The 13,994-nt window shown below is 65.3% G+C and carries 16 protein-coding genes; 12 read left to right on the top strand and 4 right to left on the bottom strand.

Features of this window, described 5'->3' with window-relative positions; genetic code table 11:
- Nucleotides 1–80: 80 nt before the first annotated feature.
- Nucleotides 81–680 (bottom strand): Rv2732c family membrane protein, encoded by a 600-nt coding sequence (locus WA965_RS04100; protein ID WP_526299307.1) that lies wholly within the window; start codon nucleotides 678–680, stop codon nucleotides 81–83.
- The gene (gene miaB / locus WA965_RS04105) at nucleotides 677–2,215 is read right to left on the bottom strand and encodes a tRNA (N6-isopentenyl adenosine(37)-C2)-methylthiotransferase MiaB (protein ID WP_526299305.1); all 1,539 of its coding nucleotides are present in this window, start codon (nucleotides 2,213–2,215) and stop codon (nucleotides 677–679) included. Before miaB ends, WA965_RS04100 begins: the two co-directional genes overlap by 4 nt.
- A gap of 120 nt (nucleotides 2,216–2,335) precedes the next feature.
- Between miaB and WA965_RS04110 the strand changes: the two genes are divergently transcribed.
- From WA965_RS04110 to WA965_RS04135, 6 genes are read left to right on the top strand one after another with little or no spacing between them, the layout of a single operon-like run.
- Nucleotides 2,336–3,064, top strand: coding sequence for an amino acid ABC transporter ATP-binding protein (locus WA965_RS04110; protein ID WP_526299316.1), 729 nt, complete (start codon nucleotides 2,336–2,338; stop codon nucleotides 3,062–3,064).
- 52 nt (nucleotides 3,065–3,116) lie between these two features.
- The gene (locus WA965_RS04115) at nucleotides 3,117–3,959 is read left to right on the top strand and encodes a glutamate ABC transporter substrate-binding protein (RefSeq protein WP_526299303.1); all 843 of its coding nucleotides are present in this window, start codon (nucleotides 3,117–3,119) and stop codon (nucleotides 3,957–3,959) included.
- A 31-nt stretch (nucleotides 3,960–3,990) separates the two neighbouring features.
- Nucleotides 3,991–4,674 carry an amino acid ABC transporter permease gene (locus WA965_RS04120; RefSeq protein ID WP_526299301.1) on the top strand — a complete coding sequence of 228 codons (684 nt, stop codon included), beginning with the start codon at nucleotides 3,991–3,993 and terminating at the stop codon, nucleotides 4,672–4,674.
- Nucleotides 4,671–5,552, top strand: a complete 882-nt coding sequence (locus tag WA965_RS04125; RefSeq protein WP_526299299.1) for an amino acid ABC transporter permease — start codon at nucleotides 4,671–4,673, stop codon at nucleotides 5,550–5,552. The genes WA965_RS04120 and WA965_RS04125 overlap by 4 nt, the downstream gene beginning before the upstream one ends.
- A 29-nt stretch (nucleotides 5,553–5,581) precedes the next feature.
- Nucleotides 5,582–5,995 (top strand): DUF1622 domain-containing protein, encoded by a 414-nt coding sequence (locus WA965_RS04130; protein WP_526299315.1) that lies wholly within the window; start codon nucleotides 5,582–5,584, stop codon nucleotides 5,993–5,995.
- Nucleotides 5,992–6,255, top strand: a complete 264-nt coding sequence (locus WA965_RS04135; RefSeq protein WP_526299297.1) for a hypothetical protein — start codon at nucleotides 5,992–5,994, stop codon at nucleotides 6,253–6,255. Before WA965_RS04130 ends, WA965_RS04135 begins: the two co-directional genes overlap by 4 nt.
- Before the next feature lie 5 nt (nucleotides 6,256–6,260).
- Here WA965_RS04135 and recX read toward each other — a convergent pair whose 3' ends face one another.
- Nucleotides 6,261–6,818 carry a recombination regulator RecX gene (gene recX, locus WA965_RS04140; RefSeq protein WP_526299295.1) on the bottom strand — a complete coding sequence of 186 codons (558 nt, stop codon included), beginning with the start codon at nucleotides 6,816–6,818 and terminating at the stop codon, nucleotides 6,261–6,263.
- Complete coding sequence (gene recA, locus WA965_RS04145) at nucleotides 6,787–7,836, bottom strand: recombinase RecA (RefSeq protein WP_526299293.1); 1,050 nt, start codon at nucleotides 7,834–7,836, stop codon at nucleotides 6,787–6,789. The genes recX and recA overlap by 32 nt, the downstream gene beginning before the upstream one ends.
- Before the next feature lie 158 nt (nucleotides 7,837–7,994).
- Between recA and WA965_RS04150 the strand changes: the two genes are divergently transcribed.
- From WA965_RS04150 to WA965_RS04175, 6 genes are all read left to right on the top strand, one after another.
- Nucleotides 7,995–8,894: an alpha/beta hydrolase gene (locus WA965_RS04150; RefSeq protein WP_526299291.1), complete on the top strand. Its 900-nt coding sequence runs from the start codon at nucleotides 7,995–7,997 to the stop codon at nucleotides 8,892–8,894.
- Between the two features lie 79 nt (nucleotides 8,895–8,973).
- Nucleotides 8,974–9,303 carry a hydrogenase maturation nickel metallochaperone HypA/HybF gene (locus WA965_RS04155; protein ID WP_526299289.1) on the top strand — a complete coding sequence of 110 codons (330 nt, stop codon included), beginning with the start codon at nucleotides 8,974–8,976 and terminating at the stop codon, nucleotides 9,301–9,303.
- Between the two features lie 2 nt (nucleotides 9,304–9,305).
- A complete protein-coding gene (gene hypB / locus WA965_RS04160) occupies nucleotides 9,306–10,124 on the top strand; it encodes a hydrogenase nickel incorporation protein HypB (protein WP_526299287.1) in 819 nt (272 codons plus the stop codon).
- A gap of 128 nt (nucleotides 10,125–10,252) precedes the next feature.
- Nucleotides 10,253–11,308 (top strand): NADH-quinone oxidoreductase subunit B family protein, encoded by a 1,056-nt coding sequence (locus tag WA965_RS04165; protein ID WP_526299285.1) that lies wholly within the window; start codon nucleotides 10,253–10,255, stop codon nucleotides 11,306–11,308.
- 88 nt (nucleotides 11,309–11,396) lie between these two features.
- Entirely contained in the window at nucleotides 11,397–13,196 is a 1,800-nt protein-coding gene (locus WA965_RS04170; RefSeq protein ID WP_526299283.1) for a nickel-dependent hydrogenase large subunit, read from the top strand.
- 3 nt (nucleotides 13,197–13,199) lie between these two features.
- Nucleotides 13,200–13,994, top strand: a 795-nt coding sequence (locus tag WA965_RS04175) for a NifU family protein (RefSeq protein WP_526447119.1), incomplete at its 3' end; no start/stop codon positions are given.

A 13,994-nucleotide genomic window follows, 5' to 3' on the forward strand; every position in this document is an offset into this window, starting at 1 on the left:
GCAGTGGCGTCAGTGGGCCGACGCGGCCGCCGACGCGCTGGGCAGGAAGAGGTAACCGACCCCGGACCGTAGAGGTCGGGTCAGGATTTCTCCGGTCCGGACTGCTCGTCGTCCCCGAAGCTGTCGAGCACGCTCTTCTGCCGGCTCTCGGCTGCCAGCCGTCGGCGATCCTCTTCGGCGGCCAGGTGCAACGCAGTACGGGTGAGCACCACTCTGGCCCAGTTGTAGGCGAGCAGGATCACCGCCAACCACGCCAGGATCAGCCCGATGCCGGGGCCGGGAAGCGACTCCAGATCGGTCTGGCGTGACCACACCGACAGCAGACCCAGGATCGACGCCACCGACGAGCCGGCCAGCGCGATCCACGCCAGCGCCCAGCGCCGCGTCAGCAGGGCAAGGATCGAGAAGCCGACGCTGAAGACCAACGCGAACCATGTGAAAACCCTTGATGGCAATGCGATCCCGTTGCTGATCGCAGCGTCGGAGCCGACCAGCACGTCCAGCCCCCTGGCACCGCCGGTGTGCGGCAGCACGAGGGTCACGAGCAGGACGAACACAAAGATCGCAATGGCCACCGCGCGGGGTCCCGGGTCGATCTCACCTGCGACTCGACGCTCTGCTGCTTCGAGGTCACCCTTGAAGTCGTTGAACTCCGACTCGCCGCGCGATTCCGGGGTCATCGGGTACACCCCACGGCTTCGGGTCGGGCTTCGGGGGCACCCAATCCGGGCATCCCCAAACCGACACCGGTGCGAGGCTTGCGGCCCGCGGCGTGCGCGTCGCCTGCGCGGGTCCGCCGGTGTTCGATCAGCGTGGCGTCGGCGATCAGATGATGCGGGGCGGCACCGGTCACGGTGGTGACGACGATGTCACCGGGCCGGATCTGTTCGGCGCCGCCGGGGGCGAAGTGCACCAACCGGCCGTCTCGCGCCCGGCCTGACATGCGGGCGGTGCTGGCGTCCTTGCGCCCCTCTCCTGTGGCTACCAACAATTCGACAGTGCCCCCGATCTGAGCGGCGTTCTCTTCGAGTGAGATTCGCTCCTGGAGTTCGATCAGTCTCTGATAACGCTCGGACACAACGGCTTTGGAAATCTGACCGTCCAGGTCCGCCGCCGGGGTGCCGGGACGCTTGGAGTACTGGAACGTGAACGCGGTAGCGAACCGGGCTGCGGCGGCGACGTCCAACGTGGCCTGGAAATCCTCCTCCGTCTCGCCCGGGAAACCGACGATGAGGTCGGTGGTGATCGCGGCGTGCGGGATCGCTGCGCGCACCCTTTCGATGATCCCGAGGTATCGCTCAGCGCGGTAGGAGCGCCGCATCGCCCGCAGGACGCGGTCGGATCCCGACTGCAGTGGCATGTGCAGCGTCGGGCACACGTTGGGAGTCTCGGCCATCGCCTCGATCACGTCGTCGGTGAACTCGGCGGGGTGCGGCGAGGTGAAGCGCACCCGTTCGAGTCCGTCGACACTGCCGCAGGCCCGCAGCAACTTGGCGAATGCGCCACGGTCACGCGGTTGGTCCCGGTCGGCGAACGACACGCCGTAGGCGTTGACGTTCTGTCCGAGCAGGGTGATCTCCAGAACACCCTGGTCGACCAGGGACCGGATCTCGGCCAGCACATCGCCGGGGCGACGATCGACCTCCTTGCCGCGGAGCGCGGGCACGATGCAGAACGTGCACGTGTTGTTGCACCCCACAGAGATCGAAACCCATGCGGCATAGGACGACTCGCGACTGGCCGGAAGTGACGAGGGGAATTCCTGCAGTGCCTCGGCGATCTCGACCTGCGCGGCGCGATTGTGGCGGGCGCGGTCGAGCAGGGCCGGCAGCGAGCCGATGTTGTGGGTGCCGAACACCACGTCGACCCATGGGGCCTTGCGCAGCACCGTGTCGCGGTCCTTCTGCGCCAGGCATCCTCCGACAGCGATCTGCATATCGGGCTCGGCCTGCTTGCGCGGAGCCAGATGACTGAGGTTGCCGTAGAGCTTGTTGTCGGCGTTCTCACGCACCGCGCAGGTGTTGAACACGACCACGTCGGCGTCCGCACCCTCGTCGGCCCGCCGATATCCCGCCGCCTCGAGCAGGCCGGAGAGCCGCTCGGAATCGTGCACATTCATCTGACAGCCGTAGGTCCGGACCTGATAGGTGCGTGCGCGACGGTCGAGGGCTGCCCCGCTGGTCTGCGGCGCCACCATGGAAGTCACGGCCCCCATCCTACGGACGCGCCGAACCCATCTCTGCATGCGGTGATCTGGGCGGATCGTCGAGTTGCGGGCAGGCTGGGCGTTACCTGGGTAAGGTCACTGCCCATGGAGAGCGCCTCGGCCGTGCCGATGATCTCGATGAAGTCTGTCGACAAGCATTTCGGTGAGCTCCATGTGCTCAAGGACATCAACCTCGAAGTCGCCAAGGGGCAGGTCGTCGTCGTGCTGGGACCGTCGGGTTCGGGCAAGTCGACGTTGTGTCGCACCATCAACCGTCTGGAGACCGTCGACTCGGGCACCATCGCGATCGACGGTGAGGTCCTGCCGGAAGAGGGCCGCAAGCTCGCGCAGTTGCGGTCCGACGTCGGGATGGTGTTCCAGTCCTTCAACCTGTTCGCGCACAAGACAATCGTCCAGAACGTGATGCTGGCGCCGATGAAGGTCCGCAAGTCGTCCAAGGCCGCGGCGCGGGAGAAGGCGATGAGCCTGCTCGAACGGGTCGGCATCGCCAACCAGGCCGACAAGTACCCGGCTCAACTGTCGGGCGGTCAGCAGCAGCGGGTGGCGATCGCCCGCTCCCTGGCGATGGACCCGAAGGTGATGCTGTTCGACGAGCCGACCAGTGCCCTCGATCCCGAGATGATCAACGAGGTGCTCTCGGTGATGGTCGCGCTCGCGACCGAGGGCATGACGATGCTCGTGGTCACCCACGAGATGGGTTTCGCACGACGGGCCGCAAACCGAGTGGTGTTCATGTCCGACGGCGCCATCCTCGAGGACGCGGAGCCGGTCGAGTTCTTCGACAATCCCAAAACCGACCGCGCGAAGGACTTTCTCGGCAAGATTCTCCACCATTGACGACCCCATCGACGTCTACTCGATGACCGCCCTGCGAAAGGAAACACCGAGAATGGCCCCCATTTCTCAGAAGTCACTGTCCAAGCGCGTCCTAGGTGCTGCGGCCCTGGCGATCGCCCTCCCGTTCGCCGCGGTCGCCTGCGGCAGCGGCAGCGGCGGTGGTGGTGGAGGCGACGGCGACTCGATCGTCATCGGCACCAAGTTCGATCAGCCGGGCCTCGGGATGCAGAACCCCGATGGCACGATGAGCGGCTTCGACGTCGACGTGGCGACCTACGTCGCCGGTGAGCTCGGCTACACCCCGGAACAGATCGAGTGGAAGGAAGCACCGTCGGCGCAGCGCGAGAACCTGATCCAGAACGGCCAGGTCTCCTTCATCGCGGCGACCTACTCGATCACCGATGCCCGCAAGGAGAAGGTCGCGTTCGCCGGCCCGTACCTGATCACCGGGCAGAGCCTGCTGGTGAGTTCGGACAACACCGACATCACCGGGGCAGCGTCGCTGGAGAACAACAAGATCCTGTGCTCGGTGTCGGGCTCGACGCCGGCGCAGAAGATCAAGGACGAGTACCCCGGAGTGCAGCTGCAGCAATACGACACCTACTCCGCGTGCATCGAGGCGCTGCGCAACGGTGCGGTCGACGCCGTCACCACAGACGAGGTCATTCTCGCCGGGTACGCCGCGCAGTCCCCCGGGGACTTCAAGATCGTCGGTGAGCAGTTCTCCGAAGAGCGTTACGGCATCGGCCTGAAATTGGACGACGCCGAGATGCGCACCCAGATCAACGATGCGCTGACGAAGATGGAGGAGAGCGGCGCCTGGAAAGAGGCGTTCGACAAGAACCTCGGTCCCGCGGGCATCACCGCACCGGCGCCGCCGCCGCTCGACAACTGAGGAATCCGGCTAGATAACCAAGGGTTCCCCAGTGGAAGTTTTCACCGAGTACCGCGAGGAGATCTTCTCCGCGTTCTGGACGACGATCCAGCTGACGGTGTTCTCGGCGATCGGTGCACTTGTGATCGGCACGGTGCTGGCCGCCATGCGGCTGGCACCGGTGCCGATGCTCAACTGGATCGGCACGAGCTACGTCAACATCGTGCGCAACACTCCACTGACGCTGATCATTCTGTTCTGCTCATTCGGACTGGCGCAGACACTGGGGATCACCTTGGCCAGTCGGCAGTCGCCGACGTTCATCGAGGACAGCGGCTTCCGGCTGGCGCTGCTCGGCCTGACGGTCTACACCGCGGCTTTCGTGTGTGAGACCGTGCGATCCGGCGTGAACACGGTCCCACTGGGTCAGGCCGAGGCCGCCCGCTCCCTCGGCCTGACCTTCGGACAGAACCTGGGAGTTGTGCTGCTGCCACAGGCTTTTCGCGCGGTCATCATCCCGATGGGTTCGGTGTTGATCGCCCTGACCAAGAACACGACGATCGCGTCGGCAATCGGAGTGGCCGAGGCGGCGTTGCTGATGAAGGAGATGATCGAGAACACCGCTGCGGTGATGGTGGTGGGCTCCATCTTCGCGTTCGGATTCGTGATCCTGACATTGCCGCTGGGATTGTTCTTCGGCTGGCTGGGCAAGCGGATGGCGGTGTCGCAGGCATGAGCGGGGCATCGGTTCTGTTCGACGCACCGGGGCCCCGCGCCAGGGTGCGCAATCACGTGATCAGCGCGATCACCGCCGTGGTGGTCCTGCTGGTGGCATGGGTCGTCTATTCGCGACTCGACAGCAGCGGCCAACTCACCGCCGCGAAATGGGAGCCGTTCCTGACGGCGAATCTGTGGAGCACCTACATTCTGCCGGGCATCCGGGGCACGCTCACGGCAGCTGTCGTGTCGATCGCATTGGCACTGGTGCTGGGCTTCCTACTCGGTGTCGGCCGGATGTCCAAGCACACCGGGATCCGCTGGGCGTCGTCGGTGTTCGTCGAGTTCTTCCGCGCGGTGCCGGTGCTGATCATGATGATCTTCGCCTACTTTCTGTACGCCTTCTACGGCGTCTTCCAGTCCCAATATCTCGCCCTGGCAGGCGTCATCACCGGCCTGACCCTCTACAACGGTGCCGTCATCGCCGAGATCGTTCGGGCCGGAGTGCGCGCGCTGCCGCGCGGGCAGGGCGAGGCCGCATCGGCGCTGGGGCTGACGTCGGGGCAGACGATGCGCGCGATCCTGCTCCCCCAGGCGGTCACGTCGATGCTGCCGGTGCTGATCTCCCAACTGGTGGTGGTGCTCAAGGACACGGCGATCGGCTACCAGATCACGTTCGTCGAGATGGTGCGACAGGGCACCGTCGTCGGTGCGTCATACGGCAACTACATTCCGGCTTTGATCGTCATCGCACTGCTGATGATCAGCGTCAACTTCACATTGTCGTGGTTCGCGACCAGGCTCGAAAAGCGCATGCGAAGGGCGCGGCGCGGGGGCGCCCCGCTGGAACCCGACGCAGTTGAACAGGAGGGGGCGCCCGGCGCGAAGGTCGAGTGACCATCGCGTGGGATCGTCGGAACCTCAAGATGACCCATACCTCTCACGCCCTCGAGATCCTGCCCGAGTGGGCGTTGCGCGACATGGTCGACCTCATGGTGCGGCTCATCGAAGGCTGCGGCGCCATCGTGATCATGATCGGGGCCATCGTCGCGATGGTGAAGTTCGCCATTGCGCTGGTGCAGCGCGACATCAACCAGTTCTCTGCGGTTCGTTTGTCGCTGGCCCGGTTCCTGGTGCTAGGTCTTGAGTTTCAGCTTGCCGCCGACGTGTTGCGGACGGCGATCTCACCGTCGTTCGAGGAGATCGGCAAGCTGGCGGCGATCGCGGCCATCCGAACCATCCTGAACTACTTCCTCAACCGCGAGATCGCTCAAGAGCAGCACGAGATCGAGATGGCGAAATCGCCACGCCAGTCCTCCGGACCGCCACAGACGCCATGAGCATCGTAGTCGGCGCGTCGTGGTGTGTTGCTCTTGCCGCGATCCTGCTCGGTGTCACCGCGCTGGCCACGTTCCGCCAACCTTTGCTCGCGCTGCGGGTGATGGTGGACCTGTTCGTCGCGGCGGGATTGCTCCGGTTGAGCGTCGACCTCTCGTGGGCGACGATCGCCGGCACCGTGACCGTGATCGCGGTGAGACATCTGCTCACCCACAGCCTGACCTCAGACCTGATCGGGACGCGCCGGTCACACGCCGGGTAGCGCTGCTACACCTTTCGGCGCTCCCTCTCGTTGGCCATCTCCGCGGTCACGACGTCCAGAGCCATGCTCTGGCCGTATCCGCGACGAGCCAGCATCCCGACGAGCCGACGGGCAACCTTGTTCTGCGCATCCCTGTCGGACGCATCGCCGAGCTTTTCGCGGCGCAGCTTGTCCCGGACCAGTTGCTCGGCCCGTGCCCGTTCGGCTCCCGCATCGATGCCGGCCAGCGCGGTGGTGATCACCTCGTTGTCGACACCCTTGGTGCGAAGCTCGGAGATCAAGGCCCGCTTGCTCTTTCCGGCGTTGGCGTGCCTGGAACGCACCCACTGCTCGGCGAAGTCACGGTCGTCGATCAGCCCCACGTCGACCAGACGATCCAACACGGCTGCGCTCACGTCGTCGGCGTAGCCCCGTTTGGCGAGCTGGCCCTCCAGCTCCGCACGGGTTCGTGCCCGCGCGGTGAGCAGACGCAGGCACAACGCCCGCGCCTGCTCCGCACGCGTGGCAGGCTCGCCGGTCGAGTCCGAGGGGCTAGAAGTCGACGGGGGCGGGAAGTGCGTCATCGATCACATCGTCGGTCAGCACGGCGCCGATGCCGAGCTTCTCCTTGATCTTCTTCTCGACCTCGGCGGCGATCTCGGCGTTCTCGATCATGAAGTTGCGGGCATTCTCCTTGCCCTGACCCAGTTGCTCACCCTCGTAGGTGAACCAGGAGCCGGACTTGCGGATGAAGCCATGCTCGACGCCCATGTCGATGAGCGAACCCTCCTTGGAGATGCCCTTGCCGTAGAGAATGTCGAACTCGGCCTGCTTGAACGGCGGTGCCACCTTGTTCTTGACGATTTTGGCCCGGGTCCGGTTGCCCACCGCGTCGGTACCGTCCTTGAGGGTCTCGATCCGGCGCACGTCGATGCGCACCGAGGCGTAGAACTTCAAAGCCTTTCCGCCCGTGGTGGTTTCCGGAGAACCGAACATCACCCCGATCTTCTCGCGGAGCTGGTTGATGAAGATCGCCGTGGTGCCCGAGTTGCTCAGCGCACCGGTGAGCTTGCGTAGCGCCTGGCTCATCAGCCGGGCCTGCAGACCGACGTGGCTGTCACCCATCTCGCCTTCGATCTCCGCCCGCGGGACCAGTGCGGCGACCGAGTCGATGACCAGGATGTCCAGCGCGCCGGACCGGATCAGCATGTCGGCGATCTCCAGTGCCTGCTCACCGGTGTCCGGCTGGGACACCAGAAGGGCATCGGTGTCGACACCCAACTTCTGGGCGTAGTCCGGATCGAGTGCGTGCTCGGCGTCGATGAACGCGGCGATGCCGCCGGCAGCCTGCGCGTTGGCGACGGCGTGGAGCGCGACGGTGGTCTTGCCCGAGGACTCCGGGCCGTAGATCTCGACGACGCGGCCGCGGGGCAGCCCACCGATGCCCAGGGCGACGTCGAGGGCGATCGATCCGGTGGGGATGACCGAGATCGGCGTGCGCACCTCGTCCCCGAGTCGCATCACCGAGCCCTTGCCGTGACTCTTCTCGATCTGAGCGAGAGCCAGCTCCAGAGCCTTCTCGCGGTCAGGCGCTTGTGCCATGGTGGTACCTCTTCCGGTAGTCGTTGTTGACCGGTTCTCGGTCGGTTGCCCGTGACGTTAGATCAGGGCTCCGACAAGTCACTGCGTCGAACGTCCCCCACAGTAGACGAACAGGTGTTCGATACAAGTAGACACGCCGTCGAGCTACGTTGTCGACCATGACGACGCCACGGGATGTCCGGATTCCGTCGCACGGTGAACAGCTCGCCGCCTACGTCTACCGGCCGCAGTCCACCGACCTCGACCGGCCCTGCATCGTCATGGCCCACGGCTTCAGCGCCACCCGCGACGACGGCCTGCCCGCCTACGCCGAGGCGTTCCGCGACGCCGGCTACGTGGTTGTCCTGTTCGACTACCGGCACTTCGGCGCCTCGACAGGCCGGCCACGGCAGTTGCTCGACATCGGCCGCCAACAACAGGACTACCGCGCGGTCATCGCCTGGGCGCGCCGACTCGATGGCGTCGATCCGGATCAGATCGTGCTGTGGGGATCCTCCTTCAGCGGCGGCCACGTGCTCGCCGTCGCGGCGCAGGATCCGCGCCTCGCGGCGGTGATCTCCCAGGCACCGTTCACCGACTCCGTGCCCGCACTGCGCGAGGTCCCGCTCAGGACCGCAGCGGTGCTCACCCTGGCCGGACTCCGGGACCAACTGGACTCCTGGCGCGGACGTCCACCCCGCCTGGTACCCGTCGTCGGCGCCCCGGGCACCGTCGCCGCGATGACATCACCTGGCGCCGACGCCGGCTTCAAAGCGATCGTCGGCCCGGAATCCCTGTGGCACAATACTTTTGCGGCTCGGCTGATGCTGCGGTTCCCGTTCTACCGCCCCGGGCGGAAGACGTCGGAAATCCGCATGCCGCTGCTGGTCTGCGTGTGTGAGACCGACACCACCACACCGCCGGGTTCGACGATCAAGGCGGCGCACCGGGCACCGCGTGGCGAACTCCGCCGCTATCCGTACGACCACTTCGACATCTACCACGACCCCCGGGTCAAGGCCGACCAGATCGACTTCCTGCGACGGGTGGTGCCGGCCGTCCTGTCGGACCACGCCTGACACCGCTCGCCACACCGATTCGTGGACGTCGACAGGACACCGGCCTATCGTGGGCTGACCCTGCAAGAACGGTTCGACGATGCACGAAATGGCAATCACCCAGAGTCTGGTCGACACGGTGTGCGAGCACGCCGCGGGCCGGCGCGTGCACAGTGTCCAACTGCAAGTCGGCGCGCTGTGCGCGATCGTGCCCGCGGCGATGGAGTTCTGTTTCGACCTGGTGACCGAAGGGACCGTTGCCGCGGGAGCAAAGCTCGACGTCGACGTCCGACCGGGCGCCGCGCGGTGCCGCACGTGCGCTGCGCGTTTTGAGCTGAGCGACCCGATCCTGTTGTGCCCGTGTGGCAGTGCCGATGTCGAGGTGCTCGAAGGCCGGGACATGAAGATACTGTCGATGGAAGTGAGTTGAGCATGTGCGCAACCTGTGGCTGCGGCGAAGACGGTGCGGTCATCACGCTGGCCGGCCTTCACCACGACGACCAGGACGACCACGACGACCACGACGACCACGATCACCCCCATGCCGACCACGCGCACGAACACGACCACCCGCACGGGCACACTCACACCACGACGGTCACCCTGGAGCAGAAGGTCCTCGCGAAGAACGACCTGATCGCCGACGAGAACCGCGAGTGGCTGGCCGAGCGCGACATCCTGGCGCTGAACATGACCAGTTCGCCGGGCGCCGGGAAGACCACACTCCTCGAACGCACCATTCGCGACCTGGCCGAACAACGGCCGATCGTGGTCATCGAAGGAGACCAGGAGACGCTGCTCGACGCGAATCGCATCCGGGACGCCGGCGCCCGCGCCGTGCAGATCAACACCGGGGCGGGCTGCCATCTCGACGCCGAGATGGTGCGCCGCGCCCTCGAGACGCTCGATCCCGAACCGGGATCGCTGCTGTTCATCGAGAACGTCGGCAATCTGGTCTGTCCGGCCATGTTCGACCTCGGCGAGAACAGCAAAGTCGTGGTGATCTCGGTGACCGAGGGCGCCGACAAGCCGCTGAAATACCCCCACATGTTTGCCGCGGCGGGGCTGGTCGTCGTCAACAAGACCGACCTGCTGCCCTACGTGGACTTCGACCTCGACGCGTGCACCGCGTGGGCACGGGCGGTCAACGCTGACGTCACCATCCTGCCGTTGTCGGCGTCCACCGGTGACGGCGTCTCCGATTGGTACGACTGGTTGGGACGGCTGGCAGGACAGCCCCGCAGTTGCTAGATGTCATGAGATCCGTTGACAAGTCAAGGTTGCCGGAGTAGACCTCAAAGTTAGCGCCGCGCAAGTGGGCCGACGGTCGACTCCATTGGTGCAGGGCTCTGCAGCCCAGAGCCCGGAAAGCTGTGACCATGCCGACAGAGGCGGCAGTCAAAGCAGAAGAGGCCTTGATCCACGTGCTGTGGATCAACGCCGGATTGAGTTGCGACGGCGATTCCGTGGCGTTGACTGCCGCCACCCAACCGAGCATCGAGGAGATCGCCTTGGGCGCTCTTCCCGGTCTGCCCAAGATCGCCGTCCATTGGCCCCTCATCGATTTCGAGTGCGGGCCCAATGGAGGTGCCGACGACTTCCTCGAATGGTTCTTCAAAGCAGACAGAGGCGAACTGGAACCGTTCGTGTTGGTCGTCGAGGGATCCATCCCCAACGAACAGCTCCACGAGGACGGGTACTGGTGCGGTTTCGGAAACGACCCCGCAACCGGGCAGCCGATGACCACCAGCGAGTGGCTCGACCGGCTCGCACCCAAGGCGACCGCGATCGTGGCGGTCGGTACCTGCGCCACCTACGGCGGAATCCATGCGATGGCGGGTAATCCGACCGGCGCCATGGGGGTTCCGGACTATCTCGGATGGGAATGGAAGAGCAAGGCCGGTATCCCGATCGTCTGCGTGCCGGGATGCCCGGCACATCCGGACAACATGGCAGAGACTCTGACCTACCTGCTCTACATGGCGACCGACCAGGCACCGATGATTCCGCTGGACGACGCGCTACGGCCGCAATGGTTGTTCGGCCAGACCGTTCACGAGGGATGTGACCGGGCCGGTTACTACGAGCAGGGTGACTTCGCCACCGAGTACGGCTCACCGAAATGCATTGTGAAGCTTGGTTGCTGGGGTCCGGTGGTCAAGTGCAACGTGCCCAAACGCGGCTGGATCAACGGCATCGGCGGCTGCCCGAACGTGGGCGGCATCTGCATCGGCTGCACCATGCCCGGGTTCCCCGACAAGTTCATGCCCTTCATGGACGAACCGCCGGGCGGCAAGGTGTCCACCGCCGCCTCAGGTCTGTACGGCTCCGTCATCCGCAGCCTGCGCCACGTCACCGGAAAGACCGTCGACAAAGAGCCCAAGTGGCGACATCCAGGGCGCACACTCGAAACCGGAGCGACCCGTACCTGGTAGGTGCGGGCTGCTTCGTGCGCTCCGCGACTCCCCCGGGAGTCGAAAGATCCTCTGGTGCAGCGCCTCAAGACGAAAGAAGTAGAAGTCGATGTCAACAACGATCATTCCCGAGCCGTCCCATGCGAAGCGCGATCCCGGACAACTGGTGGAGATGGCGTGGGATCCCATCACCCGGATCGTGGGCAGCCTGGGCATCTACACCAAGATCGATTTCGAGAATCGCGAGGTCGTCGAGTGTCACAGCACCTCGTCGATCTTCCGCGGCTATTCCATCTTCATGAAGGGCAAGGATCCCCGCGACGCCCACTTCATCACCAGTCGAATCTGCGGGATCTGCGGCGACAACCACGCCACCTGCTCGTGTTACGCCCAGAACATGGCGTACGGCGTGCAGCCGCCACACATCGCCGAGTGGATCGTCAACCTCGGCGAGGCCGCGGAATACATGTTCGACCACAACATCTTTCAGGAGAACTTGGTCGGGGTCGACTACTGCGAGAAGATGGTCTCCGAAACCAACCCGAGTGTGCTGGCCAAGGCGGAGAACACCCAGGCCGCCCACGCCGGCGAGCACGGGTACCGGACCATCGCCGAGATCATGCGCGCGCTCAACCCGTTCACCGGCGACTTCTACCGTGAGGCGTTGCAGGTCAGCCGGTGGACACGAGAGATGTTCTGCCTCATGGAAGGCAGGCATGTACACCCCTCGACGCTCTACCCGGGCGGCGTGGGTACCACGGCGACGATTCAGTTGATGACCGACTACATCACCCGGCTGATGCGCTACGTCGAGTTCATGAAGAAGGTCGTGCCCATGCACGACGACCTCTTCGACTTCTTCTACGAGGCGCTCCCCGGTTATGACCAGGTGGGTCTGCGACGCACACTGCTCGGCTGCTGGGGATCGTTCCAGGACCCCGAGCACTGCAACTTCGCCTACAAGGACATGGAGAACTGGGGCCGCAAGATGTTCGTCACGCCGGGCGTGGTGGTCGACGGCAAGCTCGTCACCACGTCGCTGGTGGACATCAACCTCGGCATCCGGATCCTTTTGGGCAGTTCGTATTACGACGACTGGGAAGATCAGGAGATGTTCGTCAAGACCGACCCGCTCGGAAACCCGGTGGATCGGCGGCACCCGTGGAACCAGCACACCAACCCCAAGCCGCAGAAGCGCGACTTCGACGACAACTACAGCTGGGTGATGTCGCCGCGCTGGTTCGACGGTACCGACCATCTGGCACTCGACACCGGTGGCGGACCGCTGGCGCGGCTGTGGTCCACCGCGCTGGCCGGCCTCGTCGACATCGGCTACGTGAAGTCGACCGGTCACAGCGTGCAGATCAACCTGCCGAAGACCGCGCTGAAGGGACCGGTTGAATTGGAGTGGAAGATCCCGCAGTACGGGAGCAACACCCTCGAGCGCAACCGTGCTCGCACCTACTTCCAGGCCTACGCCGCGGCCTGCGCGCTGCACTTCGCCGAGAAGGCGTTGGTCGAAATCCGGGCCGGCCGCACCAAGACGTGGGAGAAGTTCGAGGTACCCGACGAGGGCATCGGCTGCGGGTTCACCGAGGCGGTGCGCGGGGTGCTGTCGCACCACATGGTGATCCGCGACGGCAAGATCGCGAACTACCACCCGTACCCACCGACGCCGTGGAATGCGAATCCACGCGACAGTTACGGCACGCCCGGCCCTTACGAGGACGCAGTCCAGGGTCAACCCATCTTCGAGGAGAACAGCAGGGAGAACTTCAAGGGCATCGACATCATGCGGACGGTCCGCAGTTTCGACCCCTGCCTGCCGTGCGGGGTGCACATGTATCTGGGTGAGGGTAAGAGCCTGGATCTGCTGCACTCCCCCACTCAGTCGGTCACCGGGGAATAGCGGATGGGCCCGTCTGGATCGTCACACCCGGACGAATCCGCAGCAGATGCGCAATGGCGCACGGCGGGCGATCGGATACAGGCGCTGCTCGACGCGACATCGTCGGACGGCGCCGCCGCGCGCGACCGCGCCGAGCAACTGGTCCGCGAAATCACCGACCTCTACGGCGCCGGTATGGAAAGGCTGATGGGGCTCGCGGTTCGGGCGACCCCCGCGATAGCCGACGAACTCGTCGCCGACGACCTGATCGCCAGTCTGCTTCTGGTGCACGGCCTGCACCCACATCCCGTGGAACGCCGCATCACCGACGCGTTGGACTCCGTGCGGCCCTACCTCGGGTCGCACGGCGGCGACGTGCACTTGCTCGAGGTCACCGGGGAACCGGAAAACTACACCGTGCGTCTGCGGTTCTCCGGCAGCTGCAAGAGCTGTCCGTCGTCGGCGGTCACATTGGAATTGGCCGTCGAGGACGCGGTGCGGGCCGCCGCGCCCGAGATCATGTCCATCGAAGTCGTCGCGCACGAGGAGCAGCCCGAGGCCGCGGTGATTCCGGCGGCGTCGCTGCTGAATCATCTGCACGCGGGTCGGCATGCACCGGCGGCGTGGCATCCAGTCCCCGCCCTGGCCGAGCTGGTCCCCGGTGAAGTCGGCGGGTTCCAGGTCGCAGGGATGACGGTGCTCGCCTGCCGTGTGGGCGACGATGTGTACGCCTACCGGGACCGCTGTGCCGGCTGCGGCGAGTCTCTCGCAGGCGCGGTACTGCACCGCCGGCTGGCCTCGACCGATGTGGTGTTGCGG

Origin of the sequence: Mycobacterium sp. (assembly GCF_049683935.1) — a bacterium.
Lineage (GTDB): Bacteria > Actinomycetota > Actinomycetes > Mycobacteriales > Mycobacteriaceae > Mycobacterium.

Bases quoted from the DNA above. Each gene is read 5' to 3' on its own strand.
- WA965_RS04165 (WP_526299285.1), top strand. From the start codon at position 10,253: ATGCCGACAGAGGCGGCAGTCAAAGCAGAAGAGGCCTTGATCCACGTG.
- WA965_RS04110 (WP_526299316.1), top strand. From the start codon at position 2,336: ATGATCTCGATGAAGTCTGTCGACAAGCATTTCGGTGAGCTCCATGTG.
- WA965_RS04115 (WP_526299303.1), top strand. From the start codon at position 3,117: ATGGCCCCCATTTCTCAGAAGTCACTGTCCAAGCGCGTCCTAGGTGCT.
- WA965_RS04130 (WP_526299315.1), top strand. From the start codon at position 5,582: ATGACCCATACCTCTCACGCCCTCGAGATCCTGCCCGAGTGGGCGTTG.
- hypB (WP_526299287.1), top strand. From the start codon at position 9,306: ATGTGCGCAACCTGTGGCTGCGGCGAAGACGGTGCGGTCATCACGCTG.
- WA965_RS04100 (WP_526299307.1), bottom strand. From the start codon at position 680: ATGACCCCGGAATCGCGCGGCGAGTCGGAGTTCAACGACTTCAAGGGT.
- WA965_RS04135 (WP_526299297.1), top strand. From the start codon at position 5,992: ATGAGCATCGTAGTCGGCGCGTCGTGGTGTGTTGCTCTTGCCGCGATC.
- WA965_RS04155 (WP_526299289.1), top strand. From the start codon at position 8,974: ATGCACGAAATGGCAATCACCCAGAGTCTGGTCGACACGGTGTGCGAG.
- miaB (WP_526299305.1), bottom strand. From the start codon at position 2,215: ATGGGGGCCGTGACTTCCATGGTGGCGCCGCAGACCAGCGGGGCAGCC.
- WA965_RS04150 (WP_526299291.1), top strand. From the start codon at position 7,995: ATGACGACGCCACGGGATGTCCGGATTCCGTCGCACGGTGAACAGCTC.
- recX (WP_526299295.1), bottom strand. From the start codon at position 6,818: ATGACGCACTTCCCGCCCCCGTCGACTTCTAGCCCCTCGGACTCGACC.
- WA965_RS04125 (WP_526299299.1), top strand. From the start codon at position 4,671: ATGAGCGGGGCATCGGTTCTGTTCGACGCACCGGGGCCCCGCGCCAGG.
- WA965_RS04170 (WP_526299283.1), top strand. From the start codon at position 11,397: ATGTCAACAACGATCATTCCCGAGCCGTCCCATGCGAAGCGCGATCCC.
- recA (WP_526299293.1), bottom strand. From the start codon at position 7,836: ATGGCACAAGCGCCTGACCGCGAGAAGGCTCTGGAGCTGGCTCTCGCT.